This window comes from Polyangium jinanense (genome assembly GCF_028435265.1).
In the GTDB taxonomy this organism is placed as follows: Bacteria; Myxococcota_A; Polyangia; order Polyangiales; family Polyangiaceae; genus Polyangium; species Polyangium jinanense.
Genome location: NZ_JAGTJK010000006.1, coordinates 163,651 through 190,427 on the forward strand (window position 1 = coordinate 163,651; position 26,777 = coordinate 190,427).

Sequence of the window (26,777 nt, forward strand, 5' to 3'; positions counted from 1 at the left end):
GAGCACACGACACGCGAGGAGGTCGAATTTCCTTGAACCGCGAGCCCATGTGTGTATCGCGCGCACCGCGCGGAGCTCATCCGCACACGGGATCGAGAAACTCCCTGACGAGGGGAACGACGGTCGCCGGATCCGTGTAGAGCCCGTGATCGCGCCCGGGAACCTCGAGCACGTGCCACCCGAGGCGCTCGAGCTCTGGGCGCCGCTCCTTCACCGTCTGCGCGAGCCGCAGCGCAATCCCACCGGGATAGTTCATTTCATCCGCCGCGCCGACGAACGCCATCCGCGGGCACGAGATACGAGCGACGGCCTCGGCTTCGGGCCACCCCTGAATGCTCTCGTAAAACGTGACGAATTGCTCGACGCGGACGGGAACGTCGGGGGCAGCCGCCATCATGCGCGTGATGGCGAGCATCTCCGCGTAAGGGGCGCCGAGCGGAGGCCAGCCACCGCAAACCAGCGTGGAGACGCGATCGGTCCGCGACGCGAGCTGCAGCCCGACGACCCCGCCCCACGAGTAGCCCCAGAACACGAACCGGTCGAACCCGACCTCGTCCGCGACCACAAGCAAATCGGAGCAGACGCGCTCGGCCGAAAGCTCCTTCGCGGGGATCGGCTCGCTCTTGCCGATATCGGGGCCGAGGCTCGGATAATCCACGACCAGGACCCGATATCGACCGGTCAAGCGGTCGAGATATCCCTTCAGGATCGCGCGCTCGGGATCCCCTTGCCAGGCGGACGCCATGATCGGGAAGCCGAGGAGCAATGGTATGCCCTGGCCGTACGTCTCGTAATGAATGGCTGGCAGACGACGTGACATGCTCGCTCCTCCCTTCAGCGTTCGAGGAACCTCGCGATCGCGGCCCCGAGCCAGCGCCCGTCCTCGTACGCGGGCGAGAGGGGCTCGCCCGTCATCGCGGAGACGAGCTCCCAGTAGCGCAGCGCGCGCGGATCCTGCGTCTTTCTCAGCTGTTCCGCGAAGGCGTCGTCGAGCTCCCTGCCGTTCGCGGACGCGGCGGCCCAGACAAACCGCTCGGCGATCGCGAGCGCCTCGGCGGAATGCGGATCCACGCCTCGCCCCCGCGCCTCGCGCGCGGCCGCGACGGCCTCGCTTTGCGCGCGAAGAAGGGCCGCGTGGTCGATCTCTTCGTTCCACGTCACGGCCGCCATCACGCGCATGTTCGCAACGAACGTCGGATCGGCGAGGATCTCGGCGAGCTCGATCCACGCTTCGAGCTGCGCGGGCGTGGCATCGTCCGGCAGTTTTGGAGAGCTCGCCTCGATCATCCCTCGCATCCATTCGCCGTCCACGGGCACGCCGTCGGCAACCTGATCGTAAAAGCGGGTGATGACCGCCTTGCGTTCTTCGTTCGAGAGTCGAGTCACGGTCCACAACCTCCGTAGGTCCTTTTCGGTGGGCTCTGTGCGAAGCGCGGCGCGGAGCGCGGCGGCGATGCGCGAGAGTGAGGCCACATGGGCTTCGACCGCGGCGAGCCGCAGGCGGAGCGCGTCTTCGAGCGACAGGTTTCGCGCGAGCACCTTGCGGATCGTGGCGAGGTCGACCCCCGCTTCCCGGAGCGTACGCACGAGCTCGACACGAACGACCTGTTCCTCGTCGTAAAGGCGGTAATTGGCGCGTGATCGCCCCGCCGGCGGCAAGAGCCCTTCGTCCGAGTAAAATCGGAGCGTCTTGACGGGGATCCCCGTCCGCCGCGACAGCTCCCCGATGGTGAGCGCCTCCCTCTTCGGCATCGCGGCCACTCTGAGGTCTCCCCCTGCTGGAGAGTCAAGCAGGAAAGACGCTCACGGTGCGCGCGGTGAGCGGGTTCGCACGGGCCGTCAAATGTTTCCGCAATTGAAGCGATAGGCGAGCTTCGACCAGTCGTTGCCGAGCACGTGGAGGCCGTAATCGTTGCGCCATATCTCGTACACGATGGCCTCGGGGTGTCCGTCGCCGTCGATGTCGCTCGTGGCCAGGATATCGAAGCCGTCGGCACCACTGCTCTCCTGGTCGACGATCCCAAAGCCGCCTCCACGGTCGACCCAGAGCGCGCCGCAGCTTCCGCACGGGCCGCGCGTCGCGACGAGGCGCGGATGGCCTGCGCGCACGGCTTGATCGATCCGTACGCCCCGTTCGTCGGCTCTGCCGACCCAGGGGTCAAGGGCGAGCTCGACGCCGTCGGCGCCGGCGGGCTGCGGCTTCAAATCGACGTCGGCCGTCTCGGGCCAGACCGCGAGGATCCGCGACGGCGCGACGAGTTTTCCTTTCGCAAAATAAGGAATCGTCTCCTCGACGCACGTATTGTACATGCAGCACGCCGGCCCCGTCGGGGCGACGTAATCCCGGCCGCCGGCCTCGTCGTGGAAATCCCGCGTGGATCCCGTGACCGTGAGGATGGCAGGCGCGTTCGTATCGGTCCGCGTCGTCCGCACGCGCGCCGTCGCCGGCATGGCGAGGCCACACGCCTTTCCGGTCTCGAGTTTGCCGTCGAGGGAGCACACGACGGGCACGAAACGAAGCTCTTCGGAGCCCTCGGCGCTCGTGCCGAAAAGGATCACGGCCTTGCGCGCGCGCTCGCGTTTCCCCGGCGCATCGTCGAGCCCCACCGACGGAGGCCCCGCGGGCGCGATCGTAACCTTCGCGGCCGGTGCGCTCGTCGGCGCGGCCGTGGGAACCACCGGGGCGCTCGTGGGCGCGTGCGACGCGCCCTTGGCGGGCTCGGGCGGCCTGGATGGGCTTGCGCATGCGGCGATGCAGAAAAGGAGGCAACTCAGGATCCGTGGTGTGTGCATGTCCAAGGGAGCTCGATTCTACACGTTCGTCCGAGCTCGTGTCTTCCAACACGGGCACGCCTCGACGACGGCCGCTTGCGTATCATCTTGAACAGGGGGCGGACTCATGAGGTACTTCGGGCCGATGCTCGCTTGCGCCATGACGCTGCACGCGGAAACCACGTCCGCCTCGGGCTTCGTGCGCGTGGCCGAGGGCCGCTTCCAGCGCGACGGCAAGCCGTACACGTTCCTCGGCGCGAATTTCTGGTATGGCATGAACCTCGGGGCCGAGGGACCTTCGGGAAACCCGGGCAGGCTCGCGCGGGAGCTCGATCGTCTCGCGGCCCTCGGCATCACGAACCTGCGTATCCTCGCGGCGACCGAAGGGCCGGAGTCCGCGCCGTGGCGGATCCTTCCCGTGCTCCAGCCCTCGCCGCGTGAATACCGCGAGGAGATCCTCCTCGGCCTGGATTTTCTGCTGAAGGAGATGAAGACGCGCGGCATGGTCGCCGTGGTTTGTCTGAACAATTTCTGGCCCTGGTCCGGCGGCATGGCGCAATACCTGCGCTGGATCGGCGCAGGACCGATTCCGTATCCCCCGCCCGAGCCCGGAGGAAGCTGGTCGGCCTATCAGGCGTATACCGCGGCGTTTTACTCGAATCCTGCTGCCGTGGAAGCATTCCACGATTTCGTGCGGATGCTGCTCCAGCGAACGAATCGATACACCGGCGTGCGGTACGCGGACGACCCGACGATCATGGCCTGGGAGCTCGCGAACGAGCCGCGCGGCGGGACGAACGTCAAGGCCTTCCAGTCGTGGATCGAGCGCACGTCGGAGCTCTTCGAATCCCTCGATTCCCGGCACCTCGTGACCACCGGTTCCGAGGGCGAGACACCCTGGCCACGTGAAAGCGGACTCGACGTCGTCGCGAACCATCGGTTCTCCTCGATCGATTACGTCACGGCCCACGTGTGGGCGCAAAACTGGGGATGGTACGACCCTGCGCGGCCCAAGACCCACGAGGCCGCCGTGCGTGAAATGAAGTCCTATCTCCGGCGCCACATCGAGCAAGCGCGACGTCTCGGCAAACCCCTCGTCGTCGAGGAATTCGGGTTCCCGCGGGACGCCGGCAGCCATGATCCCGCCGCCACCACGACCGCGCGCGATCGATATTACCGCGCCGTGTTCGACGTGGTGCTCGATGCCGTGCGCACGGGCGAGCCCGTGGGCGGCGTGAATTTCTGGGCCTGGTCCGGAGAAGGCCGTCCACGCGTCCCCGGGGGCCATTGGCAAAAGAACGACCCGTTCACCGGCGATCCGCCACACGAAGCGCAAGGTTGGTACGGCGTTTACGACACGGATGACACCACCTTGCGCGTGATCGCGGAGTATGCGCGGAAAATCGCCGCGTCTTCGAGGTCAACGCCCTGACATGTCAATCCCATGACGCATCCGCGTGATCCCGTTCTGCTGACGAACGAACGTGGGCCCCCTTGCGCGTGACCTCTTGATACGCACCCAGCCAAGGTCGTACATTCGTGGAAGTGGCCGCGCGCAGCGATGCGGCATCCAGCGAGGCAGGACGTGGACGGGCATATCACAGAGACCCATCGCGATGATCAGGATCGGCAGACGCTTCTTGCGCGCATCGACATGCTGGAGCGCGAAAACGCAGCCCTGCGCGAAAAGGCCCAGGAGGCTCCGCACTTCGAGGCAGAGCTCCACGCGTGCGAGGAGCGTTTCCGCGCGCTGCTCGAGGGCTTGCACGTGGGCGTGGTCATGCAGGATCCGACCGGGAAGAACATCCTCTTCAACCCGCATGCCCTCACGTTGCTCGGCGTGACCGAGGATCAGCTTTTGGGTCGGACCTCGTTCGATCCACGCTGGGGCGCGGTGTACGAGGATGGGTCGCCATGCCCGGGCGAGGTCCATCCGATCTCCGTCGCGCTGCGGACAGGGAAACCCGTGCGTAATTTCGTGCATGGGGTCGACCGACCCGCGCTCGGAGATCGCGTGTGGCTCCTGGTGAGCGCGGCGCCGCAGCTCGACGATCAAGGCGTGGTGACGGGCGCGATCGCAACGTTCACGGACATCACGGCGCGCAAGGACGCCGAGGATCTGGTGCGGTCGCAGTCCCGGATGCTCGAGGAAATGTCGACGCCGCTCGTGCCGATCGGCGACGATATCGTGGCCATTCCGCTCGTCGGCACCGTGGACGCGCGGCGCGCCGAGCTCGTGCTCGAAACGCTGCTCACGGGCATCGCGCAGAAAGGCGCGCGCGTGGCCATCCTGGATATCACCGGCGTGAGCGTGGTCGACGCGCACGTGGCGACGACGCTGGTCCGCGCCGCGCAGGCGGCGCGGCTCCTCGGCGCTCAGGTGGTGCTGACGGGCATTCGCGGGAGCGTCGCGCAGACGCTCGTGGAGCTCGACGTGGACCTCTCGGGGCTCGTCACACGAGGCACGTTGCAAGGCGGAATCGCCTGGGCGTTCTCGCGGCGCTCGTAGCGATTACTTCTTCTTTTTGCGCGGCCCGCCGATCGCGGCGGGGGCGTTGCCCGCGCAGGTCGCGCCCTGGAGGTTGTAGGGCGTGTCGAAGAACATGAACTCGTACACCTGGTCGGCGGCGAGCGCCGCGGAATTGAAGCCCTCGCCGATACGAATGCCGTTCGCGACCATGAGCACCTGGTGCCCCTCGGCGAGCGTGGTGGGCCGCGGGCCGGGGAAGCACTCCATCGCATAGGTATCCGAGGCGACGATGGCCGGGCGGAATTGCGCGAGCCAGTGGCATTCGGCGAGCCACGGGCCGGGCGCGGCGCCCATGTACGTCGGCCAGAGCGCCTCGTCCGCCCAGTAATGGCTCCACCCCGTGCGGATGATGACCACGTCGCCGGGCTGGATGCAATCGAGCCCCTCCCAATCCATCGTCGCCTGGAGGTCGGCGATGGTGATGCGATACCCCGGCGCGAGGGATTTTCCATTGGGCGCGATGGCGCTCGTGTGCCCCGCCGCGATCTTGTAGCCGAGCACGTCGAGGAGCAGACCCCGCGTGATGATCGGCCCGATGTTCTGGAGCCCGAGCGATTTCGTGCCCCCGAGGATGCTGTCCGGCCCGTAGTTTTGAGCCGCGGAGTCGGCGCGGGCGAGGTCCCACCGGTCGAGCGGGTCGAGGATGTCGGGGCGCGGCGTGATCTGGTCGAAGTGGTGGCCGCCGTAGAACCATCCGCCGAAGCTCGGGTGGTTGAAATCGTCGACCTGCGTCGCGATCTGGAACGTGAAAGCCTCGAACCGATCGTCCTGGAAGATGAATTGGTTGTCGCCGGTGGGCCCGTACGCGGCGATCCAGTAATCGGCGCGGCGCGGCGGGTCGGCGGGAAACGCCGGCATCTGCGGGTGCATGGGCTCGCCCAGCGAATACACCTTCGCATCTCCGCGCTGCCCGAGCTTCAGTGCGTCCTTGCGCTTCGCCTCGTTGATCTCCACCAGCGTGCCGACGGTGTCACCCCAGGCGCCGAGATCGTCCCATCGCGAGAAGATCCATTCGAGGGTGACGGGATCGTCGGTGAAGGGTCCGCCGACGTTCGGAGGCGGGGGGCAAGGCGGGCTCGCGTGCGCCCGCCCCGGAATCATCTGCGCGAGCACGGAGGCGCCTGCCGCGCCCGCCGCGCCGCCGAGGAAATCACGACGGCTCACCCGCGCCTTGTCGCCCTGGGCCGCAAACACGTGCTTCAAGAACCGCATGCTGCGTTCTCCTTTCGTGCAGCGCAGCCGCAATTTCACGGCTGCACCATCGAGTCCAGCGCATCGAACGGAAATGACCGTTCACGTTTCACCAAACACGACCCGAACGGAATTTGCAAGCGGTTTCGTAAGACAACTGTCTGCGCGCCGTGAGCACGCGGGCATACCCGGCGTTAGAGCACCCGATCGACGAGCGCCTCTCCCCGCTCGAAGCGCCTCAGGTTGTCCACGAAATGGCGCACGAGCGCGAGGTGCTCTCCGCGCCGCCCGCCCGCCGAATGCGGCGTGATGAAACAATTCGGCGCCGACCACAGCGGATGATCCGCCGGGAGCGGCTCGACCTCGGTCACATCGAGATATGCGCCTCCGAGCCGCCCGCTCTGCAGGGCCTCCAGCAATGCCCCTTGATCCACCGTCGTTCCTCGCCCCACGTTGTACACGAATGCCCCCTCGCGCAGCCGCGCGATCCGGCTGCGATCGAGGAACCCGCGCGTCGCCTCGTTCTCCGGAAGCACGTTCACCACGTGATCCGCCTCGCCCAGCGCACGATCGATGTCCCCGTCGTGCACGATCGTCACGCGAGGATCCCCCTCCGCGCGTCGACGGAACGCGAAGAGCCGCACCTCGAAGGGCGCGCAAAGCTCCGCAATCCGCCGGCCAATGGCCCCGTATCCGAGCAAAAGCACGGTTTGTCCCCGGAGCAAAAACGACCGCTCGCGTCGCAGCGTGCTCTCCCAGGCGCGCGTCGTTCGTTGCGCGTCGAGCGACGCGGGGAGCTGCCGCGCCATGGACAACATCATGGCGAGCACGTGCTCGGCGCACGGATCGGCATACACCGTGGAGCTCGTCGTGAGAGCGATTCCTTTCGACGTGAGCGCCGCGCGAATCGTGTCGACGTCATAACGAGTATACCCGGCGCTGGTGAGGTGGGCCCAGCGAAGGCGGGACGAACCGAGCAGCCCGTCCACGGCCGGCTGGCCGAAGGCGACGTCGGCCGTGAGCAGCACGGGGTCCGGCGCTCCGCTCGCCAGATTGGAGGACGTCCTCGCGGAGGCGAACACCAGAGAATGCCCGGCCACGCCCTCGCGGAGCACACAAAGCGCCTCTTCCGGGAACGTCGTATCGCAGAAAATGGTCAGCGTCATGCTGTTGCCTAGCGCCGGAACAGCCGCCAAGCCTCGGCGCCATCGAACGGCGGGGAGGGAATCAGGTTCAGGAAGAGCAACATCAGGTTCGTCTTCGTGAGCACCGTCGTGATCTCCCCGAAAAACCCCCCGGACGGCAGGACGCTCGACCAGAGGGGCGCCGTGAGCAGCACGGCCAGTTGCGCGAGGACGCCGCCCCACGCGACGATCGCTCGCTGCTTCATGGTGACGTCACCAGCCCATTCGCAAGACCCGCCGACCGCATGAACGTCGACGGAGATGACGTAGCCCCCGACCGTACGGGCGAGCAGCGCGTGGCCGAGCTCGTGCACGAGGACGAGGATCAAGAATCCGAGCCATGCGCCCAGCGAAAACATGAACCCGCAGAGCACGAACGCGCCGAGCGGCATGGTCCAGTGGATACGAATCGGCGCCCGCCCGAAGTGGCCGATCACAAGGTAGCCGTCACGAACGCGCATTGCCATCTCCACGAAGAGTGTCCCCCGGGCGGGGAGGCCCGTCAACGGGTTCGTCTCCGCGCTCGCATTTCAGGAAGCACGTCCGGCGAAACCACGCTAATGTCGACGTGTCAACGAACGGAGCCTCGATGCTGATTCACGGCCAATGCCACTGTGCGAACATCTCGTTCACGCTCGACTGGACGCCGGAGCCCTCCGAGATCCCGGCGCGCGCCTGCACGTGCTCGTTCTGCACCAAGCACGGCGGCGTCTGGACCTCCTGCCCGACCGGCTCGCTCCGCGTGCGCGTCCGCGAGCCTTCCCTCGTGTCGAAGTATGCATTCGGCACGAAAACCGCTGATTTCCACGTTTGCGCGAAGTGTGGCATCACGCCGGTGGTCACCTGCCGCATCGAGGGTCGCCTCTACGCCGTCGTCAATGTCAACACCTTCGAGGGCGTCGATCCTTTGCTCCTCCGGCGCGCATCCGCCACCTTGGACGGAGAAACCGAGGAGGTCCGGCTCGCGCGGCGCAAGCGGAACTGGATTGCCGACGTCGCGACCGAGGAGGCCGCGCCAAGCGACGCGCGGTGATACGTTCGAGCCGCGCGCGGCGGGCTTGTCGTCGCGGGAACTTTCGGCGACCATGCGGCATCCCTCTCGGAACGTCCCCTCCTCGCGCCGCCCATGAAACCCTCTCCACCCGCCCCCGACACCGCCCCGGCTCATGAAATCCTGAGCCTGCTCCACCCCGATCCGATCGCCCGGCCCGACCTCGAAGAGATGCGCCAGGCCCTCTCGTTCGCATTCGCGAGCGGGGTCTCCGGCGGGCTCTTCAGCCAGGCGCTCGATCGAGCGCCGCTCGCGCCATCCACATGGGATCCGCAGAGCTTCGCGCCGGACCTGTTCCTCGAAGAGCTCGTCGCCCGCGGCTTCCGCGTGCGATCGGGCGAGCGCGACGCGGTCGTGAACCGCGCATTCATCTTCCGCGTCCTCGCGCATCCGCCCACGGATCCCCGCGTCACGGAGCACCGGCGCGACATCTTGCGCGAGCTCTCCGGTTCGACCGTCTATCGCCGCCAGTTCGAGGACCTCTACACGATCGCCTGCCGCCTGCGCTCCGCGCTCGAAGGCGCGACGGCTGGAAAAAAGTTCGACGCGACGCGACGGCAGCTCGACGTGCTCGTGCTCGTCAAGGAGGCGTTCGATCGGATGAGCGAATCCTTCGACGGTGCGCAATCTGGCCTCTCGGGTCTGCGTGCATTCGGCGCCTCGGTCCGCGAGACCGAGGGATATCGATCGATGGTCGATCTGCTCAACTACGACGAGCACCTCGCCACGCTCGGCGTCACGATTCGCGTCGGCGCCGACGGGCGCGTGCGCGGCTTCGAGGTTCGAAATCTCCGCGAGCGCCAGGACAATCCCTTCGTCCTTTCGCCGGCGCGACGATGGCTCGCCAAGATCGAGATGTTTTTCCGTGGCTACCGCTTCAGCGACGGCGAGGTCATGGCGCGCCTGCTCGACGCGGTCTTCGAGGGCATCGAAGCGCACGTCCTCCGGTTCATTCCGCTCCTCGGCGAGATGGAAGTGTATCTCGGGGCGCTCGGCTTCCGGGACCTCGCGGAGGCCGCGGGCCTCGAAGTCTGCTTGCCCGAGATACGCACGGCCGCGGAGGGCGCGGACGACCGGCCACGCAAGCTGCTCGGGCTCTTCAATCCGCTTCTCGTCGCGAGCGGCGTGCGCGCGGTGCCGTGTGATCTCCTGACGAATCGGACGAGCGCGACGGTCCTCATCACCGGCCCGAACTCCGGCGGCAAGACGCGGCTTTTGCAATCGGTGGCGCTGGCGCAGATCCTCGCGCAAGGGGGCATGTTCGTGCCCGCGCGCGAGGCGAGCCTCGTGCGGGTCCCGGGGCTCGTCGTCTCGCTGATCCAGGAGACGCGGGTCGATCAGAGCGAGGGGCGGCTCGGGATGGAGCTCGTGCGCATTCGGGCGCTGTTCGAGATGCTCGGCCCCGGCGCGATGGTCATGCTCGACGAATTGTGTTCCGGGACGAACCCGTCCGAGGGCGAAGAGATCTTCGAACTCGTGATCACGCTCCTCGCGAAGCTGCGTCCGCAGGCGTTCATCACCACGCATTTCCTGACGTTCGCGGCGCGGCTCGCGCGGGAAAACTCGATTGCGGGGCTCAGATTCATCCAGGTGGGGCTCGACGCTGCGCACCGGCCGACGTACCAGTTCGTCGAGGGCGTGGCCACGACGTCGCTCGCCTCGCATGCGGCGGCGCGGCTCGGCGTGAGCCGCGACGAGCTCGAGGGGCTCATCGATCGCAACATGCGCGCGCCGGCCGCGCGGGCGCGGGGGAGCTGACATGGCGACATTTCTGGTCACGCCGCGCATGAATCCGGCGCTCCGCGCGCGGGTGGAGCGGGCCGTCAGCCACAAAGCACGCGCGAAGCATCACGCGGCGGGGCTCGGAATGGCGTCGCCCTTCGCGAGCCGCGAGGGATTCCGGCCTGCGAAGCTCTTGCCGCTGCTCGCGCTCGTGGTCATCGCGGGGCTTTTTGCGGCCATGGTGTTCCACGAGCGGCGCGAACTCGAGGCGGAGCGGACCGCGCTGCTCGGCGAGCTCGATGCACTCCGCCCGGGGCTTCCGGCGGGGCACGAGGGGCTCGTCGCCGATACGGAGCGATTGCTCGTGGAGGCGGCGGCGGACGGGGAGACGGTGGAAATCATCGACCCGGCGCTGCGCGCGGCGGGCGCGCTCGACGCGACGTTGCGTCGGCCTGCGCTTTATCTTCGTGCTCCGGCGGCGGAGCTGCGTGATGCGCGGGGCGTGGACGATGCGGCGCGCGGATCGATCAAGGACGCATTCCTCGTTTGCCTGATGTATCCGCCGGCTTCCACATCGGAGCGTGATCTGCTCGCGAAGGTGCGTGGCGTGTACTTTGCCGGAGCGAAGGTCGACGACGAGACGGCGAACGTCCGGCGGCTCGCGGAGCTGCGGGTCGGCCTCGCGGTGCTCGCGCCGGCTTTCGAGAGCTCGGTGCGTACCGCGCAGGATCGAAACGTGCTGAAGCGGCTGCGGAAAGACCTTCAAAAAGCGCCGGTCGACCTCGCCAAAAAGGCGGCCGCCGCGGAGCTCTTGCTCGCCGTCGCGGATACGAAAGCCGGGGCGCGTGTGATGCTGTATGATCTTGCCGCGAAGAAGCCGCTCTTGCGGGTGCTTCGGCGACACGAGGAGCTCACCTTGTCGTCGCTCGGCTCGAGCCACCGCGACGAGCTCGAAGCGTGCAGCCTGGCCGTCGCGGTGCGCCGCGCCGTGACACCGTGAGAATCAGAGCTTGGGCGCGAATCGTGACCGCATCATCTCGATGTACGCCTCCTCCGAGGTTTGTCGCCGCGCCTCGACGAGCGGCGCGATGTCCTTCGTGGCGAGATAACGCAGCCGATCGGTGCCGTCGGTCGCGGCCTCGAAAATGACCCGCGCGACCTCCTCCGACGTCGCGCGGCCGCGCGCCTGCCTGAGCTCCGCGAACACCTGGGCGGCGCCCTCGACGAACGGCACGTAATCGGCCATCGGCGTCCTCTCGCCCGCCTCCTTGGCGCTACGCTCGCCGAAGCGCGTGCTCGTCACGCCGCCCGGCTCGACGATCTTCACGCGGATGCCGAGTGGCAGAAGCTCGTACGAGAGCGCCTCGGAAAACCCTTCCAGCGCGAACTTGCTCGCGCAATAGGCGGATATCATCGGGAGCGTGAACACCCCCGCGCCCGAGCTCACGTTGATCACGACGCCGGAGCGCTGCTTTCGCAAGGTGGGGAGGACGGCCCGCGTCACGTCCATCATCCCGAACACATTCACCTCGAACTGCTCGAGGATTTTTTCGCGCGTGGTCTCCTCGAACACCCCGAAAAGGCCGAAGCCCGCGTTGTTGACGACGGCGTCGATCGAGCCGAACCGCGCGAGCGTCGAGGCCACGGCGGCGTCGATGCTCGCGCGATCCTGCACGTCGAGCCGGAGCACGCTCATCCGATCCGATGCGCGGAGCTCCGACTCCGCTTCCGGCGTGCGCATCGTCGCCGCGACGTTCCAGCCCTCCGCGGCAAACACCTTCGCGATGTCACGACCAAACCCCGACGAACAACCCGTCACAAGAACCGTTTTGCTCATGCCCTCGATGTAAAGTGCGAAGGCCGATGAAACAATCCGTGCAATCCGGCATGCTCTGATGCAAACTTTGGAACAATGATCCGCGCCAGCTTGATCGAGCTCGAAGCCGTGGTCGCCATCGCGAGCCTGAAGAGCTTTCGCGCCGCGGCCCGGCAGCTCGAGATGTCGCCTTCGGCGCTCAGCCACGCGATCTCCGCGCTCGAACAGAGGCTCGGGGTCCGGCTGTTCCACCGCACCACACGGAGCGTGTCGCTCTCGGCGGCCGGCGAGCATTTCGTCAGGCGCGTTCAGCCGGCGCTCCGGGAGGTCTCCTCCACGCTCGACGAGATGCACGAGCTGCGGGACACGCCGAGCGGCACGCTACGCATCAACACGTCCAAGGGCGCTGCGCAGGTCGCGGTGCTTCCCATGATCCTCGAAATGCGACGGCGCCATCCCGACGTGCGCGTCGAGCTCGTGACGGAAGAGCGCTTCGTCGACATCGTCGCCGAGGGCTTCGATGCAGGCGTGCGGCTCGCGGAGGCCATACCGCAGGACATGGTCGCGATTCCGTGCGGCGCAGACATCAGCATGGCCGTGGTCGGCGCGCCGTCGTATTTCGCATCTCGTCCGAAGCCGACGAAGCCGAAGGATCTGCTCGACCACGAGTGCATTCGCCGCCGCATGGCCAGCAGCATGGTGTATCGCTGGGAGCTCGAAAAGCGCGGGCGCGAGGTGGCCGTCGACGTCCGAGGCGCGCTGACGCTCGACAATGACGACCTCGTTCTGCAGGCAGCCCTCGCCGGCGCGGGCCTCGCGTTCCTGAGTGATCTCGCGGTCGCCGCCGATGTCGAGGCGGGGCGCCTCGTCCGCGTGCTCGCGGACTGGACGCCGCCGTTCCCCGGTCTTTGCCTGTTTCACCCGAGCCACCGCCTCGTGCGCGCGGCGCTGCGCGCGTTCATCACGATCGTGCGAGAGTCGACGGCCCGTGAGCGGCGTCCTTCCAAAGCAGGGAATTCCAAGAAGGCGTAGTGCATCATGATGACAAACCTCGTCCGGGCAAACCTCTCGCTCCTTGTCGCCTCTGCCCTTTCGCTCGCCGCATCCTCCGCACGCGCCGAGCCTCCGCTGCGCGCCGCGCCTCCATCGGACGAAGAGGTCACGCGGCGCATCGCCTTTCTCCAGACGCGCCTCGATCGGGGTACCCCCGCGGCGAATCGATGGTGGTATGGCTGGTACACGGGGTGGAGCGCGCTGACGGTCGGGCAAGGCGTCATCGCCGTTGCCGTCACCGATCCGGGTCTCCGTGCCGATGCCGCCGTGGGCGCGGTCGGGTCGTCGCTCGGCCTGATTCCGCTGGGCCTCGCACCATTTCCCGCCCGTCACGCCGCCGCGGATCTGCGCGCCATGCCGGAGTCGACGCCCGAGGAGCGACGGAAGAAACTCGCGCGTGGCGAGCGGCTGCTTCGCGAGAGCGCGGAATCGGAGGTGCTCCGCCGCAAATGGTTCAATCACGTGCTCTGCGGCACGGTGTCGACGGGCGTCGGCCTCGTGCTGGCGCTGGGGTATGGCAGGCCGGTGACGGGCGCGCTGAGCGCAACCATCGGAATTGCGCTCAGTGAGGCGCAAATTTTCACGATGCCGACGGCGGCGATCGACGATTGGAAGGAGTACCAAAGCGGAGGCGGTACGGGGAGCGTGGGGCAACCGCGACGTCCTGCGCCGGGCGTCTCGTGGTTTGTCGCGCCGCTCGCGGGTGGCGCGGTGGTGGGCGGTTCATTTTGACGGCGCCACCGTGAACGACATCAAGAGCGATGCGACCGTCGCATCGTGCGCAAGAGACAAATGGAGACCCAGGCTGCCCTCGCGCGGGGATGGAACGACACGTTTCGCCATGTCGTCGAAGAGCGCCTGGGCTTCGTCGCGCAAGCCGAAACGCACGGCGAAATCGCCCAGGGCGAAGAGCTTCAGGGCGAGCGCAGAATCGTAGGAGCCCAGGCCGATCTCGTCCCCGAGGGTAGCGCGTGCGCTCTCGATCCAGACGCGCAGAATGGCTCGGCCGATCTCGACGCTCGCCTCGGGGTGCCCCGATGCGTGAAATGCGAGCAGCCGCTCGTAGGCTGGATGGAGCTCTTCCCACAGGGGGCCGTGCTCCGCACGCCCCGTGGTTGGATTCCGCTTCTGCGCTTGCTCCGCGACCCAGGCGCGTAGCTCGGCGTGACGCTCGACCCATTGGGGGTTTTCGGCGAGCACCGATGCAGCGCGCTCCTTGATCTGCTTCTTGTTGGTGTCGGGCCCGACCATGGCGTCGGTGCTGTTGCCGGTCGGATCCCATTCCGCGATGTCGGCCGGCTCCGCGCGTAACCACCGGAGCACGAGGCCCACGCGCTTGCTGTCCGGCGCCGCGCGGAGGCTGGTCGCGGCGTGCATGCGGCAGAACGCTTCGCTGCTGAACGCCACCTTTCCGCCCAGAGAGAGCGGCGCGACCATCCTCTCGAAGAGGCGATCCGCATCGCCGGGAGGTACCCAGAACACCTGCTCTCGCAGTACGTGGCAACGACCATACGCGAATTTCAGCTCCAGAAGCTCGCCTTCGAGGTCGCGCATCCGCGCCGCGACGGCCTCGGCGGCGGGATGGGCCGGCGCAGGATCCGCCTGCCAGACCTCGTCCGGTCGGAAGACCTTGCGCGCGGGCGAAGGGAGGATCGTCCGAATGCTGGTGTTCGAACGCGGATTGTCGAGGTCGAACAGCGCCATCCAAGCAGTGGCCGTCAGATCACGCGCGGCGCCGGGAATGCCACGCGTGAGCGGAAAGTCCCCGCGCGCCGCGATCATGCTTTCGAGGAGCTTGCGCGCCTCGTCCGTCACGCCGACCTTCGTGCTGAAGACCCCCAGCGGCAGCATGCGCTGGAGCACGATTTCGAGCGAGAGCGGGTCGGACGGGCCATTCAATCGCCGCTGCATGTCGGGCAGCCAGGAGAAAAACAGGCCCTTGGCCAGCTCATCGGTGCTGTGCTTCGGGGTCCGGTGGAGCGCCAACTCGAGGAAACTGAGCACGGTCTCGTGCAGGATCCACGCCGCGCGATCGTCCGGGGACGTTTGCAGCCGCCGGAAAAGCCCCTCTGTCTCGTGCAGAGGCATGTTGAACCGTTCGAGTCCCGAGAGCGCGGCATAACGCACGAGCGATTTCGGCGGAGCGGGACCCGTTTCGCCGGGGGAAAACTGGTAATCGGTGAGGCGCGACTCGTCAAGCTCGACGAGCCTCCGCAGATACACGGCTTTGGCGTCCGACACGTCCCGCGTGCTATACATGTTCCCCACGGCGCGAATGCGAGCCATCAGCATTCGTGAAAACGTGATCGGCTTCTCGTCGAACGTGGCTGCCGACGCCGCGTCGACGAGATCCAAGCGGCATCGCGGCGCGTCGGGCAGATGGCTCACGTCGGGAAAAAGCCAGGGGAGCTGTTCGAGGATGTGCCCACCGACGAGCGGCGTCGCGTCCTCGGACCGTTCGAGCTCCCGACGAACGAGGCGAAACATTTCGTCCGGCGTTTCGAGACCGACCTGGGGACAGGCGCCCGAGAGGCAAGGGGGCGGGCGACAGCACCCGAGCAGCGCCGTGCAGGTCGCGAGGACAGCGAGGAGGGAGGAGAAGAGGCGCACCGCGCGAAACCGTAGCATGTTGGCGCGTCGCGGAATACTTGGCCGTCGAGGGAAAACCGTGCTCCGGTCGAGTCCACCACATGGAAACGCTGCACCCGCGACGTCGACGCGCCTGGCTCACGCTCCTCGTCCTCGGCGCGGGCTTGCGTGCGAGTTGCGGCGCTGCGGATATGGGTCCCAGCGTCGCCGAGGCCGCGCCGAAGCTCCCCCAGGCGCAGGCCGTCGCGTCGATCACCGAATTCACCGACAACCGCGGTTTGCCGGCGCTGCGCCTCGGCCTGCTCCAGACGTCGACACCTTTTGATCGCCTCACCGTGCGCAGGAGCCGCGGCCCCGTCGTTCCCGGCACGTGCAATACGGGCGAACTTTTCGCCACACTCCCGAAGGCAAAGCTCCGCGGTGCTCGCCTCGCGCTGCCCACGACGACGGAAAAGCCGCTTTCGTCGGGCGATTCGTACCGCGTTTGCGCTTACCGAAAAGATCGCCTGGTCGCGACGAGCACGCTCGCGGGCAAGCGCCACGTGCCTTGGCTCAACGCACGCGCCTTGCCCCAGGGGATCGAAGTGGGCGTACGGGTCACGCCGCTCGACGACGACGCCGTCTCCTTCGCGCTCGTGCTCGCCGAGAAAGGGGAGCCCCTCGGCGGGCTCGTGCGCATGGATTGCCGCGACGGACGGGTCGTGCGCGAGGTCGGGCGTGGTGTGTTCGCAGCCGCGAGCGGCGACGATTTGACCCTGCCCTTCCGGCTCACGCCACCGGAAATCCGCCGGGATCGGCGTTATGCGGTGCTCGGCTGCGTGCGCGACCGCGAAGGACGCCTGCACGCCGCGGACGAAGCCTTGGGTTCGTCCGTTTCGCTCCTGGACGGCTCCGAGGAGAGCAATATCGTGGCCACGCCTTCCGGCGGCGTTCAGGCCGATCGCCTCGTCGTGGGGCATCACATTCTCGCGTATGACGTCGCCAAGAAGCAGCGGGTCACGACGCGCGTGCGCGCGGTGCGCAGCAAGTACCGTCCTTCGGTGTGGTTGCGCCTCGACGACGGACGGCGCATCGAGGTTCCCCAGGCGCGCAAGTTTTTCCTGCCAGACGTCGGAACGTTCCAAGTCGCCTCCAAGTTGCAGAAGGGCGACGTGCTCCTCGCCGCCTCCGGGGCCCGTCCTCGCCTCGCCGCAGCCCCGAGTGACGCGGATTCGATGGATGCTCCTTTGCTCGACGTCGGCGCGCCAGATGATTACTTCGTCGACGACCTGCTCGTCCGCGACGAACGGCCGAGCCAGGCGCGCGCGGGTGAACCCGAAAAGATATCCATTCCGTCGACCGGCCCCATCGAGCTCGTGCCATCGCCCGCCAGCTACGATTGCTACCTCGATGTGAGGCTCCACGTCCGCGAGCTCCCGCCGGAGACCCGCGCCGTCGCGATCGTGGCCGCGTCCCAAGAAAAATCCCCGGGCGCGCGCGCCGCGCTCACCTGCGACGCGGGCACCGTGGTCCGCACGCTCGATCGGCGGATGCTCGACGCGCTCCTCGGCGAGCGTGCGCTCCGAACGCCAGGCGGCGCGGAGCTCGATGTGCAGCTCTCCGGGGATCCCATCGATTGTGATGGCGGGTATCTGCTCGTGCCCTGCTTGCGTGATGCCAAGGGCGCGATGCGTCCGGCGACCGATGCCGCCTATGGGATCGCCGGACCGTCGTGTTTTGCCGCAGGTACGCCCGTCGCGACGCCGCGGGGCGAGGTGGCCATCGAGCGCCTGCGGCCCGGCGACGCCGTGATCGGGTATGATGTCGAGCACGGAGCGCGCCGCGTTTGGCAGGTCCGCCGCGTGGCCGAGCGCGAGGAGCGGCCGGTGGCGACGTTCCGGCTCTCGAACGGGGAGGAGCTACGCGTGACGGCGGAGCATCCGATCTTCGTCGTGGGTCGCGGATACGTTCATGCACGCGCGCTCGAAATCGGGGACGTATTGCTCGGCGAGAACGGCGCGCCGGTGACGCTCGAAGCGCGCACCGATTTCGACCATCGGACGACGGTCTACGACCTCTCCGTCGATGGCCAGCACAACTATTTCGCCGGTGGAATCCTGGTGCACAACTACTGATCAACCTCCGGCACTCATCCAAGAAAAACGACGCTGCGGACCACGGCGCGCGCCCAGGTCTCCTCTCCTCTCTCGACGCCCTGAACAAGGCCCTGCGCCGCAATCAGGAGCTCGTGCATCGCGTCCCGCAGGTTCGATTCCTCGACGTGCGCCACGAGGGCCTCACAAAGCCCGTCCTCGGAGGGCAGCCGGCCCCCGTCATCGACCGTCCGGATACTCTCGACGAGCACGTCGACCGCGACGTCGAACGTCCGCGGGTCACGGCTCGTCGGCGTGCGAGGGATACGACGAAATGCCACCACCGGAACGCCCCAGGGCGGCGAGTCAGGATCGTTCTCGTCCAACGCGCGAAAGCTCTCGTCGAGGAAAAACGCGCGGCACAAGGCTTCCCGGATGGATGCGGTGCCAGGCACGCCACGACCGAAGAATGCCGCGAGCGCATCGTCGGGGAGCGCGAGCCAGCCCTCCGTCGTCGTGGGCAGATGCGGCCCGCGTCCGGGGGATTCCCGCGAGAGCCAGCACGAGACGTACGCGCAATCGTTCTGCCCGTCGGCCTCCACCCAGTTGAAGAGAATCACGCGCTGTGCGTCTTCGACCTGCTCGAACGCGGCGTTCGCAAGAGAAATGCCATACCATGCCAGGTAGGCGGCGAGATCGGACACCAATTCATGCTCGTACGAGGATACGGAGCTGTTCGAGGAAGGACGCCAGTACCCGTCCAGCGGGGACGCGTACGCCCTCCATCGCGCACGGCCCGTGCCCGCATCCCGCGCATGAGGCGCGACGGGCTCGCGCGGGGCTTCGAGCGTTCGGTGCAACGCCGCGATCGATCGATGAAACGCGAAGCGCGCGGCGTCGGTCCTTTGCTCCTGCCACAGGCGGTGAGCCGCGAGCAGGTCCTGCCCCCTTCGGCGAAGCAGCGGCAATCGTAGGGGCGCTCGGGCCACATGCAGCAATGTCTCTCGCGTGAGGTGCGGCAAGACGGACGCTGGCCGCGCCCGATCGATGGGCGGGTCGTCGAGCCCGCTGTACTTCCGCCACCGCTCCTCGACGTCTGGTTGAAAGAGCTGACCCACCTCTTCGACGACGAATTCGTCCCACTCCCCCGGGATGCACCGGCGGAAGATCGCGTAGGGCACGAATGCATGCGCCAGTGAATCACTTGGCCGTCGATCCTGTTTGCTGTACGCGCCGAAGGCCACGAACATCGACGGGTCGTCGCCAAAGGTCGGGTCCGACTCCGGGAGGAGATCGCGGTGAATGGCTTCGATCCGGCGCGCGACCCGAGGCGCCGCGAGGGGATTGTAGCGCTCGAATGCGACCCGAGGCCAGGGCGGGTCCTCGTGCTCCGTCGGCACGAGCCGCACGGCGAGCCGAGGCCCGCCCGCCGTCGAAAACGAGGCGACCGCGAGCACGACGCTCCGCGCTTCCGGGAATGCCGCAAAGACACGTCCGACCATCGGAGCCGCATACCATCGCAGAAACCAGGCGCGCAGCGCGTCAGGCCCGGCAGCAAGCCTGGTGGTCGTGGCGCGCGTGAATGCGGTTCGTCCGGTGCTCATCCGTCACGCGGCGAGAAAGCCGCCGTCGACGAGCAAGGGCGCGCCGGTCACGTAACCCGCGCTCTCGGAGCACAACCAGAGCACGGCCCCGGCCATCTCCTCCTCGCTGGCCATTCGACCCATGGGATGCAGCGCGACGAGCTGCTGGACGACCTCGGGGGCGAAGGCCTCGAACTGGCGCATGCTCGGTGTCCCGGTGACGCCCGCGCAAAGGGCATTCACGCGGATTCCCTTCGTCGCATACTCCAGCGCCACCGACCGCGTCATTCCGACGACCGCGTGCTTGGAGGCGACGTACGCATGCTGGGCCGCCCTGCCCGCCATGCCGAAGATCGAGCTGATGTTGACGATGGCGCCGCCTCCCGACGCGATCAACGCCGGGATTTCATGCCGCATGGAAAGCCATACCCCCCGAGCATTGACGGCCATGACGTCGTCCCACACGTCCTGCTTCGTATCCTCGAGCGGGGCCATGTCGCCGCCGCCGGCGCAATTCACCGCGAAATCGAGCCGCCCGAAATGCTCGACGGTTTCTTTCACGGCGCGCGCCACGGTGGCCTCGTCGCGCACGTCGGTCGGTACGAAGAGGGCCCGCGCCCCCTCGGCTTGCAGCGCCGCGCAGGCCTCGCGCCCTGCATTCTCCCCGCGGGCCGCGATGACGACGCCCGCGCCCGCTCGCGCGAATCCGCGCGCCGAGGCGAGCCCGATGCCGGAGCTGCCGCCGATGACGAGCGCGACGCGCCCCGAAAAATCGAATCGGATCATTCACGCTTCCTTTCCACGCTGAGGCTTCTCCGAGCCCAAACCTTTTCGGATGAAGTGGACGGCCTTTTGGGCCAGCGCCCGGCGACGCTTGGGCCCGAGCCGCTTCCGGAGGGAATCCGAGGCCAGCACCTCGTGGAGCTCGGCGCCGAGCTCCTTGAGCACCACGTCGGTCAACCCGGGGCCGATGATCGTGGCCACGAAGCGTGTCGCTACGTCCAGATCGGGCGCATGGAGCGCGCCGCTATCGGCCCCCGCTTCGAGCACGGCCCGGAGCTCCTGGATGCCTGCCTCGCAAATGGCCTTATGCAGGCCGCGGACCTCCGGGTTCGCCGTCGGATCGGCCGCGGCCGCGGAGAGACGGGCGAGGCGCGGGTGCTCGACGAGAAACGCCATGCCGCGCTCGATGAAATCCTCGAGGCGCGTCCAGAAATCACCTTCCAGGCTCGGTTTCCCCACGAACTCGCGCTTCAGGCGCGGCGCCTCCTCGGTGAGGAGCCACCGGTACAGGTCGAGTTTGTCTTCAAAGTATTGATAGACGCTGCCCTTGGGGATGTTCGCCCGTCGCGCGATCTGGGACAACGACGCCTCGGCGTACGTCCGATCGGCGAACTCGACGATGGCCTCGTGCACGAGGCGCGCGCGCCGCTCCTCGGGGAGCCGGAAAAAGGTGCTCTTCGGCATGCGACCGCCCAGTCATATGACCGATCGGTCGTACTGTCAAGGATGCCGTGGACGATCGGTCGGTCCGCGTCGGCGCGCGCGTTCGGGGCGCTCGCGCGGACGGGAGCAACTCTGTGGGAATAGACGCGGAAGCAGTCGGTTTCAGGCGCGATGGACGCCCCTGCTTCTGCTCGCTCTTCCACCGCTCCCTCCTCGTCCTCGCCGTCGCCCCGATCGGGCCCCGGTCGCCGTCGTCGTGTCCTCAAGGAGGTCTTGCCGATGGCGACCGTCACCGCCGTCATGCTCCTCGCGCGAACCTCGCTCGCCGACCATTACGTCGTTCCGAGCGGCTCGATGGAGCCGACGGTCCACGTGGGCGACCGTATCCTCGTCGACAAACGCGCGTTCGGCGTGCGGCTGCCCGTGGTCGATACGTACGTCCTGCCAACCTCGGAGCCGCAGCCGGGGGACGTGGTGGTCCTGGCGTCGCCCGAAAACGATTCCACGCTTTTGAAGCGGGTCGTCGCCGGCCCCGGGGACATGGTGACCGTGAAGGACGGCCGCATCACGCTCAATGGGCAGGAAGCTTCTGTCACGCACGAGCCCAGCGGTGATTACGAGGAGCTCGGCGATACACGCCACCCGCTCCGCCTCGGCTTCGGTAAACCGGATTTCGGGCCTGCGCGTGTGCCCGACGGCCATTACCTCGTGATGGGCGACAACCGCGGAAACAGCCACGACGGCCGGCTGTTCGGCTTCGTGGCGCGCGACGCCATCCGCGGACGCGCCGTGCGGGTTTTCCTCCGCAACGGCGATTTCACCTGGAAATCCCTCTAGCCCGTCCGGCGCGTCGAGTCGTTCACGGCGCGCACCGCAATCCCCAGATTCGAGACGTCGTCGACCTCCGCGCCCTCGGAAACCCGAGCCTCCTCGATCGGGAGCCTCACGACGAACGTCGCGCCTTTTCCTTCGCCATCACTCGTCACGCGCACGGTACCGCCGTGGAGCTCGACCAGGTTCTTCACGATGGCGAGCCCGAGGCCGAGCCCGCCGTGCACCCGCGTCGGCGAGCTGTCTGCCTGGCGGAACCGCTCGAAGACGTGCGGCAGGAACTCGGGCTTGATGCCTTGCCCCGTATCGGACACGGTGATCTCGACGAGATCGTCGATCCGGTCGAGCGTGACCTCGACCTTCCCGCCGCTCGGGGTGAATTTCACGGCGTTGCTCACGAGGTTCCAGATCACCTGTTGCAATCGATTCAGATCACCGCACACCCTGCCCGGAAAGGGCCTCGAAATGGATTCGAGCTCGATGTGTTTCGCCGCCGCCGAAGGGGCGACGGACGAGAGGACGAGCGCGACCACGTCGTGCAGGTCCACCGATTGCACCTCGAGACGCGTTTTTCCGGTGCTGAAGCGGCCCATGTCGAGCAGGTCCTCGATGAGCTGCGAAAGGACGCGGGCATTGCGGTCGATGACCGCGAGTCCCTTGTGGAGGTCCTGATCCTTGCCGTTCGCCCGGCGGCGTAGGACCTGCGACCAGCCGAGGATGAGGGTGAGCGGGGTCCGGAGCTCGTGGCTCACCGTCGAGAGAAACTCGTCTTTGAGGCGGCTCGCGCGCTCGGCCTCCGCGCGGGCGGCTCGCTCGCTCTCCAGCAGTCGCTCGCGCTCGTTCTCGGCCCGCTTGCGCGCCGTGATATCCATCCCGGAGGGAAGAAGGTGGGTGACGCGGCCCTCGTCGTCGCGCAGCGGCGCGAGCTGGAAGTCGACGCAGATGAGGGAATTCCCTGCCATTCGCGCCGTCACGTCGAAACGAACGACCTCGCCGCGCTTGGCGCGGTCCATGGCATCGCGGATCCGCGCCTGCGCTTCGGGCAAACCGCTCCACCAGTAGCAATCCCAGAATTTCTTCCCGAGGACGTCGACGGCGGTGATGTTCGCCGCTTCGAGCGGAGCCCGGTTGCACTGGAGAACCGTCCCCTCGAGGTCGAGCACGCCGACGAACGCGAAGAGGTTATCGAGCACGCGGCGAATGTGCGCTTCGCTCTCGTGCAGGGCCGCCTCGGCGAGCTTGCGCTCCGTGATGTCCCGGATGACGCCGAGCATCACGAGCTCGTCTCCCTTCCGCTCGATGGCGCCGCTCGACTCCAGCCACAGGGTGGTTCCGTCGACGTGGGTGACGCGGTATTCGTCCTTGTAGGAATGGGGCCCACTCCCTCCGGATTGCGCCTGCTCGACGGCCTCACGGACCTTGCGTCGAGTCTGCTCGCGGTCGTCCGGATGAACGCTTTCGATCCACCGCTCGTAATCGACCGTGCAGCCCATTCCGTAGCCGTAGAGCTCGCAGGCCTCCGGGGTCCAGAACGCCCTCCCCGTCGTGAGGTTCCAGGTCCACACGCCGGTTCGCCCGGCTCGGCTGGCGAGCCGCAATCGTTCTTCATTCTCGCGGAGCAGCTCGCTTCTTCGCCTTTCGTCCACGACGACGGCCAGAACCAGCGTGCTCGCGGCGGCAACCGCGACGAATTGCTGGAGCAGAACGAGCCGCAAATGCTCCGCGACGGGGGCAAACGGCCCATATCCCGCCGTCGTGCCCCAGACAGCGGCCGAGGCCGAAGGTAGCATGGCCGCCGTCGCTCCCCGCACGCCCCCTGCCAAGGCCGCCCACATGAGCGCCGGGAAAATCAACCATGCGAGGGGCAGGTGGGGCATATGAGGCCCGAAAATGAACCATGCGACGGCCCCGGCCGTCACGGTGCTCAGCACAAGATGGAGCCACCACCGAAACGACCGACCGATCGGCTCGCTGGGCATCCAGCTCAGCACGAGGGGCGTGACGACGAGCATGCCCATCACGTTGCCCGCCCACCAGGTGAGCCATAAAACTGGAGCTCGCCCGAATCCATGCGCGATCACGCTGGCGAGCGTGGAACTCCCGATGGTGGCGCCGACGGCCGAGCTGACGACACAAGCGCCGATCAAAGCCAGCATGTCGCGGAGGCGCGTCAGGGCGGGCCGGACATGCACGCGCGTGAGGATCCAGGCGCCGCCCACGGCTGCAATCGTGTTTCCCGCCGCAATGGCGCACTGGGCCCACATCGGGAAGGAACGTCCGTCCAAGAAAAATGCGGCCATTCTGCCGGCGAACACGGCCGGCCACAGCCGCAGGCCGCCGAGCAAAAGACCGGCGAGGGCGACTCCCGCAGCGGGGAACACCGGGGACCCCGCGCCGGGGACCGTCGCCCATTGGAGCCCCCAGTCCGCGAGGAGGAAGTAACTCGTGAACAACATGGCGGCAGGACCGAGGGTGCGGGACCAGGCCGCCTTTCCGCTTCTCGCCATGCCGTTCCCCCTCCCTTCCGTAGCGCGCGGCGGCTGGAGTTGCCGCCCCCCGCGCGGAGACGAAGGAAAAATAACACCGGTCGAGCCGTTCGGCTCGGTCCTAGCGAGGAACGAGCGCGCGGACCGAGCGTATTCGATACGAACGAGCTCAGCGTTCGAGGAGCCACGTCATGGCTTCGGCCATGATCTGATCGATGTTCTCCGAATAATGATGGCCTGCGCCGGGCATGATCCACAACTTCGCCGGATACCCTTGCGCGACGAGCTTCGCCACCGTGGCGCGCTCACCAGCGACCTGGCCACTTCGTTCGCCCGCAATCATCGCCACCGCGCGCACGCCCGCCTTGCGCAGCGCGGAGCCGTCGAGCTTCACGTCCGCTTCGTTCAGGATGAGATACGGAAAGCGCCCCGGATGCGCCTGCGCGATCCGGGCCGCCGCATAGGCGCCGCGCGAAAAACCCGTCAAGATGGCGCCTTCGCGGGAGATCTCGCCGGGGTGCGCCGTATCGACCACGGCAATCGCCTTTTCGAGGTCGTCTCCCATTTTCTCGTACGACCCCGACCACGTCGGCGCATCGTACGCGGCCTTGCCGCACGTCGCGTCGCCCGTCGGGCAAACGAGGAAGCCGACACGCGAAGCCGCATTCACCCAGTAGCCGCAGGCATACCCGGGTGGATTGCACACGCCGTGCAAGTTCGCGATCAGCCGGTGCCCCTTTGCACGCTCGCTCGGCCTCGCGAAGAAGACCGTGCGCTTGCCGAGGAACGGCATCTCGAACGGGCCAATTTCGCGCTTGGGCTCGACGTCGGGCGCCGCATCGACGATGACTTCTGCGCCCGCGTCCTCGATCGTGACCTCCGGCAGGCTCGCATCGACGGGGCTCGATCGCGGCGCCTCGCACGCGGCAAGAACGGACAACGAGAGGGCGAAGCTCGCAGCGGCATTCGAGGCCGACGGGCGGAGGCGCATGGTCATGCCTCGGGTATCACGCGAAACGGACGATGAGCGACGAGGCGCCGTCCAGCGACGAAACCCCGCCCCATCAGCGCGGGCGGACGTGGCCATTGGCGCGGTGGATGCCGGTCCGCGGCAATATGCCCATCTTCTCGGCGACCTCGACATTGATGGCGTGAATCGCTGCGTGATCGTCTTCGGCCACGCCACGCTCGTGCATGGTCCGGGCGATCATGTTGATTGCGACACGCACGCTGCAAGCATGACCGATGCTCCCGCCGAAGACCTCGGGCTCGACGAATCGAAGGTGCGCGCCGACGCGCCGCTCGGCGTGCAGCTTGTACACGAAGGCGTCCTGCATGTGGTTGAGCAGCTCGACGATGTCCCGTTCGTGCACGTTGCCATACCCGTCGCCGCCCTCGATCAGCGGGCAAAGCGCGATTTCGCCCGTCGCCTTGATGCGCAGCGTGGGGGCGGGGCGGAAGAAGTTCTTGCAGCGAAGCTCTTCATCGGTGAACGCCGCGAGGTCGCCGCGCGAGCGCCGGAGCTTCACGCCGCCGCCCACGTCGATGAAATTGCTCACGTAGTTGGAGTCGTCCTGCACGAGCAGCTGCGTGGCCACGCGGTCGCCCGCCTGGTGACCATAGATGCGCCGCGAGAGGTCGGCTATCCACGCCCGCGCCTCCGCGCCGGAGGTACCCATGCCGACCACGAGGGATACGCGCGGCTCGAGGCCGGCGTCGCGCACCTTGTCGAGCCCCTCGATCACGCGATCGTAGAGGCCGGGCACGCCGCGACAAACGTCGTGCGCCGCGGCGGGGCCGTCGAGGCTGACGATGACGTGGGTCAGGCCGCGGGCCCGCAGATCGGCGAGGTATTCGCGATCGTCGGCATAACGTTTTCCGGCGGCGCGAAAATCCGTCTCGCCGAAGAACCACCCGCTCGTGATGACGGACGCGTGCGTGCCGCCCTGCGCGCGGATGTACGCGACGAGATCGAGCCAGCCCTTGCCATACAGCGTGACCTCGCCGCCGATGAAGTCGAAACGGCCGAGGCCGAGGGGCAGCACCGCGTCGACGACCCGCCGGAGCCGCGTCGGATCGGCCTCGGCGTGCGCCTCCAGGTTCGAATTGCGGCAGTGGTTGCAATCGAGGTTGCAGACAGTCGTGTACTCGAAGACCACACGCCGGATGTGCTCGAGCGGGTTGCGCTCGTAGCGCAGGCGTGCGGCGTCGCGATCCATGCCTTCGGGCGCGGGCTCGATCATCCCGCGCGCCACGAGCGCAGCGAGCTCGGGGCTCTCGTCCTCGTCGAGGACGCCGCGGGCGAAGACCTGGCGGAGCCGGTCCAACTCGTCCGCTTCGAGCGCCTTTTCGAGAGCGCCCGAGCGCACGAGGTGCTGCAGGTATCGGTGCCCGTAGTTACTGAGGATGAAGCGCATCGACGCCTCCCGCGCGGAGCATCGGAGTCTACTC

At 67.4% G+C, this 26,777-nt stretch carries 23 protein-coding genes; 9 read left to right on the forward strand and 14 right to left on the reverse strand.

Going from position 1 to position 26,777, the window contains the following annotated elements; translation table 11 throughout:
• Window positions 1-76 precede the first annotated feature (76 nt).
• From KEG38_RS15675 to KEG38_RS15685, 3 genes are all read right to left on the reverse strand, one after another.
• The gene (locus tag KEG38_RS15675) at window positions 77-820 is read right to left on the reverse strand and encodes an alpha/beta fold hydrolase (RefSeq protein WP_272420263.1); all 744 of its coding nucleotides are present in this window, start codon (window positions 818-820) and stop codon (window positions 77-79) included.
• A gap of 14 nt (window positions 821-834) precedes the next feature.
• The gene (locus KEG38_RS15680; protein ID WP_272420264.1) at window positions 835-1,752 is read right to left on the reverse strand and encodes a helix-turn-helix domain-containing protein; all 918 of its coding nucleotides are present in this window, start codon (window positions 1,750-1,752) and stop codon (window positions 835-837) included.
• An 87-nt stretch (window positions 1,753-1,839) separates the two neighbouring features.
• Window positions 1,840-2,679 (reverse strand): hypothetical protein, encoded by an 840-nt coding sequence (locus tag KEG38_RS15685; RefSeq protein WP_272420265.1) that lies wholly within the window; start codon window positions 2,677-2,679, stop codon window positions 1,840-1,842.
• Window positions 2,680-2,899: 220 nt separating this feature from the next.
• On the opposite strand from KEG38_RS15685, the gene KEG38_RS15690 reads away from it, so the two are divergent.
• Both KEG38_RS15690 and KEG38_RS15695 read left to right on the forward strand, forming a co-directional pair.
• On the forward strand, window positions 2,900-4,204 hold the full coding sequence (locus tag KEG38_RS15690; protein WP_272420266.1) for a glycoside hydrolase 5 family protein: 1,305 nt from the start codon (window positions 2,900-2,902) through the stop codon (window positions 4,202-4,204).
• 153 nt (window positions 4,205-4,357) lie between these two features.
• Entirely contained in the window at window positions 4,358-5,281 is a 924-nt protein-coding gene (locus tag KEG38_RS15695) for a PAS domain S-box protein (RefSeq protein ID WP_272420267.1), read from the forward strand.
• Window positions 5,282-5,284: 3 nt separating this feature from the next.
• Here the strand turns inward: KEG38_RS15695 and KEG38_RS15700 are convergent, their stop codons facing one another.
• From KEG38_RS15700 to KEG38_RS15710, 3 genes are all read right to left on the reverse strand, one after another.
• The gene (locus KEG38_RS15700) at window positions 5,285-6,514 is read right to left on the reverse strand and encodes a cyclase family protein (protein WP_272420268.1); all 1,230 of its coding nucleotides are present in this window, start codon (window positions 6,512-6,514) and stop codon (window positions 5,285-5,287) included.
• Window positions 6,515-6,687: 173 nt separating this feature from the next.
• Window positions 6,688-7,659: a D-2-hydroxyacid dehydrogenase gene (locus KEG38_RS15705; RefSeq protein ID WP_272420269.1), complete on the reverse strand. Its 972-nt coding sequence runs from the start codon at window positions 7,657-7,659 to the stop codon at window positions 6,688-6,690.
• Between the two features lie 8 nt (window positions 7,660-7,667).
• The gene (locus KEG38_RS15710) at window positions 7,668-8,138 is read right to left on the reverse strand and encodes a zinc metalloprotease (protein WP_272420270.1); all 471 of its coding nucleotides are present in this window, start codon (window positions 8,136-8,138) and stop codon (window positions 7,668-7,670) included.
• Between the two features lie 107 nt (window positions 8,139-8,245).
• Between KEG38_RS15710 and KEG38_RS15715 the strand changes: the two genes are divergently transcribed.
• The 3 genes from KEG38_RS15715 (at window position 8,246) to KEG38_RS15725 (ending at window position 11,450) form a co-directional block, all read left to right on the forward strand.
• Window positions 8,246-8,710, forward strand: coding sequence for a GFA family protein (locus KEG38_RS15715; protein WP_272420271.1), 465 nt, complete (start codon window positions 8,246-8,248; stop codon window positions 8,708-8,710).
• 93 nt (window positions 8,711-8,803) lie between these two features.
• Window positions 8,804-10,486, forward strand: a complete 1,683-nt coding sequence (locus KEG38_RS15720; protein WP_272420272.1) for a MutS-related protein — start codon at window positions 8,804-8,806, stop codon at window positions 10,484-10,486.
• Window position 10,487: 1 nt separating this feature from the next.
• Entirely contained in the window at window positions 10,488-11,450 is a 963-nt protein-coding gene (locus KEG38_RS15725) for a hypothetical protein (protein WP_272420273.1), read from the forward strand.
• Window positions 11,451-11,453: 3 nt separating this feature from the next.
• Here the strand turns inward: KEG38_RS15725 and KEG38_RS15730 are convergent, their stop codons facing one another.
• Complete coding sequence (locus KEG38_RS15730; protein ID WP_272420274.1) at window positions 11,454-12,287, reverse strand: SDR family oxidoreductase; 834 nt, start codon at window positions 12,285-12,287, stop codon at window positions 11,454-11,456.
• A 75-nt stretch (window positions 12,288-12,362) separates the two neighbouring features.
• Between KEG38_RS15730 and KEG38_RS15735 the strand changes: the two genes are divergently transcribed.
• Together KEG38_RS15735 and KEG38_RS15740 are read left to right on the forward strand one after the other, a co-directional pair.
• Entirely contained in the window at window positions 12,363-13,298 is a 936-nt protein-coding gene (locus KEG38_RS15735) for a LysR family transcriptional regulator (protein WP_272420275.1), read from the forward strand.
• A 6-nt stretch (window positions 13,299-13,304) separates the two neighbouring features.
• Window positions 13,305-14,051 carry a hypothetical protein gene (locus KEG38_RS15740; RefSeq protein WP_272420276.1) on the forward strand — a complete coding sequence of 249 codons (747 nt, stop codon included), beginning with the start codon at window positions 13,305-13,307 and terminating at the stop codon, window positions 14,049-14,051.
• Here the strand turns inward: KEG38_RS15740 and KEG38_RS15745 are convergent.
• Complete coding sequence (locus KEG38_RS15745) at window positions 14,043-15,947, reverse strand: hypothetical protein (RefSeq protein WP_272420277.1); 1,905 nt, start codon at window positions 15,945-15,947, stop codon at window positions 14,043-14,045. The genes KEG38_RS15740 and KEG38_RS15745 overlap by 9 nt on opposite strands.
• Window positions 15,948-16,009: 62 nt before the next feature.
• Between KEG38_RS15745 and KEG38_RS15750 the strand changes: the two genes are divergently transcribed.
• Window positions 16,010-18,022 carry a Hint domain-containing protein gene (locus KEG38_RS15750; RefSeq protein WP_272420278.1) on the forward strand — a complete coding sequence of 671 codons (2,013 nt, stop codon included), beginning with the start codon at window positions 16,010-16,012 and terminating at the stop codon, window positions 18,020-18,022.
• 14 nt (window positions 18,023-18,036) lie between these two features.
• On the opposite strand, the gene KEG38_RS15755 is transcribed toward KEG38_RS15750, so the two are convergent.
• The 3 genes from KEG38_RS15755 to KEG38_RS15765 form a co-directional block, all read right to left on the reverse strand.
• Complete coding sequence (locus tag KEG38_RS15755; protein WP_272420279.1) at window positions 18,037-19,482, reverse strand: hypothetical protein; 1,446 nt, start codon at window positions 19,480-19,482, stop codon at window positions 18,037-18,039.
• 105 nt (window positions 19,483-19,587) lie between these two features.
• Complete coding sequence (locus KEG38_RS15760) at window positions 19,588-20,349, reverse strand: SDR family NAD(P)-dependent oxidoreductase (protein ID WP_272420280.1); 762 nt, start codon at window positions 20,347-20,349, stop codon at window positions 19,588-19,590.
• Window positions 20,350-21,030, reverse strand: a complete 681-nt coding sequence (locus tag KEG38_RS15765; protein ID WP_272420281.1) for a TetR/AcrR family transcriptional regulator — start codon at window positions 21,028-21,030, stop codon at window positions 20,350-20,352. It lies immediately after the preceding gene.
• A gap of 258 nt (window positions 21,031-21,288) precedes the next feature.
• Here KEG38_RS15765 and lepB point away from each other — a divergent pair, with 258 nt between their 5' ends.
• On the forward strand, window positions 21,289-21,846 hold the full coding sequence (lepB, locus tag KEG38_RS15770) for a signal peptidase I (RefSeq protein WP_272420282.1): 558 nt from the start codon (window positions 21,289-21,291) through the stop codon (window positions 21,844-21,846).
• Here the strand turns inward: lepB and KEG38_RS15775 are convergent.
• The 3 genes from KEG38_RS15775 to KEG38_RS15785 form a co-directional block, all read right to left on the reverse strand.
• A complete protein-coding gene (locus KEG38_RS15775) occupies window positions 21,843-24,347 on the reverse strand; it encodes an ATP-binding protein (RefSeq protein ID WP_272420283.1) in 2,505 nt (834 codons plus the stop codon). The genes lepB and KEG38_RS15775 overlap by 4 nt on opposite strands.
• A gap of 148 nt (window positions 24,348-24,495) precedes the next feature.
• Window positions 24,496-25,317, reverse strand: coding sequence for a hypothetical protein (locus KEG38_RS15780; protein ID WP_272420284.1), 822 nt, complete (start codon window positions 25,315-25,317; stop codon window positions 24,496-24,498).
• Between the two features lie 73 nt (window positions 25,318-25,390).
• Window positions 25,391-26,743: a radical SAM protein gene (locus tag KEG38_RS15785; RefSeq protein ID WP_272420285.1), complete on the reverse strand. Its 1,353-nt coding sequence runs from the start codon at window positions 26,741-26,743 to the stop codon at window positions 25,391-25,393.
• Between the last annotated feature and the right edge of the window lie 34 nt (window positions 26,744-26,777).

Excerpts from the sequence above, each read along its gene's own strand:
- KEG38_RS15675 (WP_272420263.1), bottom strand. The coding sequence starts at position 820 with ATGTCACGTCGTCTGCCAGCCATTCATTACGAGACGTACGGCCAGGGC.
- KEG38_RS15680 (WP_272420264.1), bottom strand. The coding sequence starts at position 1,752 with ATGCCGAAGAGGGAGGCGCTCACCATCGGGGAGCTGTCGCGGCGGACG.
- KEG38_RS15690 (WP_272420266.1), top strand. The coding sequence starts at position 2,900 with ATGAGGTACTTCGGGCCGATGCTCGCTTGCGCCATGACGCTGCACGCG.
- KEG38_RS15700 (WP_272420268.1), bottom strand. The coding sequence starts at position 6,514 with ATGCGGTTCTTGAAGCACGTGTTTGCGGCCCAGGGCGACAAGGCGCGG.
- KEG38_RS15705 (WP_272420269.1), bottom strand. The coding sequence starts at position 7,659 with ATGACGCTGACCATTTTCTGCGATACGACGTTCCCGGAAGAGGCGCTT.
- KEG38_RS15710 (WP_272420270.1), bottom strand. The coding sequence starts at position 8,138 with ATGCGCGTTCGTGACGGCTACCTTGTGATCGGCCACTTCGGGCGGGCG.
- KEG38_RS15720 (WP_272420272.1), top strand. The coding sequence starts at position 8,804 with ATGAAACCCTCTCCACCCGCCCCCGACACCGCCCCGGCTCATGAAATC.
- KEG38_RS15725 (WP_272420273.1), top strand. The coding sequence starts at position 10,488 with ATGGCGACATTTCTGGTCACGCCGCGCATGAATCCGGCGCTCCGCGCG.
- KEG38_RS15730 (WP_272420274.1), bottom strand. The coding sequence starts at position 12,287 with ATGAGCAAAACGGTTCTTGTGACGGGTTGTTCGTCGGGGTTTGGTCGT.
- KEG38_RS15735 (WP_272420275.1), top strand. The coding sequence starts at position 12,363 with ATGATCCGCGCCAGCTTGATCGAGCTCGAAGCCGTGGTCGCCATCGCG.
- KEG38_RS15740 (WP_272420276.1), top strand. The coding sequence starts at position 13,305 with ATGATGACAAACCTCGTCCGGGCAAACCTCTCGCTCCTTGTCGCCTCT.
- KEG38_RS15745 (WP_272420277.1), bottom strand. The coding sequence starts at position 15,947 with ATGCTACGGTTTCGCGCGGTGCGCCTCTTCTCCTCCCTCCTCGCTGTC.
- KEG38_RS15750 (WP_272420278.1), top strand. The coding sequence starts at position 16,010 with ATGGAAACGCTGCACCCGCGACGTCGACGCGCCTGGCTCACGCTCCTC.
- KEG38_RS15755 (WP_272420279.1), bottom strand. The coding sequence starts at position 19,482 with ATGGTCGGACGTGTCTTTGCGGCATTCCCGGAAGCGCGGAGCGTCGTG.
- KEG38_RS15760 (WP_272420280.1), bottom strand. The coding sequence starts at position 20,349 with ATGATCCGATTCGATTTTTCGGGGCGCGTCGCGCTCGTCATCGGCGGC.
- KEG38_RS15765 (WP_272420281.1), bottom strand. The coding sequence starts at position 21,030 with ATGCCGAAGAGCACCTTTTTCCGGCTCCCCGAGGAGCGGCGCGCGCGC.
- lepB (WP_272420282.1), top strand. The coding sequence starts at position 21,289 with ATGGCGACCGTCACCGCCGTCATGCTCCTCGCGCGAACCTCGCTCGCC.
- KEG38_RS15775 (WP_272420283.1), bottom strand. The coding sequence starts at position 24,347 with ATGGCGAGAAGCGGAAAGGCGGCCTGGTCCCGCACCCTCGGTCCTGCC.
- KEG38_RS15780 (WP_272420284.1), bottom strand. The coding sequence starts at position 25,317 with ATGCGCCTCCGCCCGTCGGCCTCGAATGCCGCTGCGAGCTTCGCCCTC.
- KEG38_RS15785 (WP_272420285.1), bottom strand. The coding sequence starts at position 26,743 with ATGCGCTTCATCCTCAGTAACTACGGGCACCGATACCTGCAGCACCTC.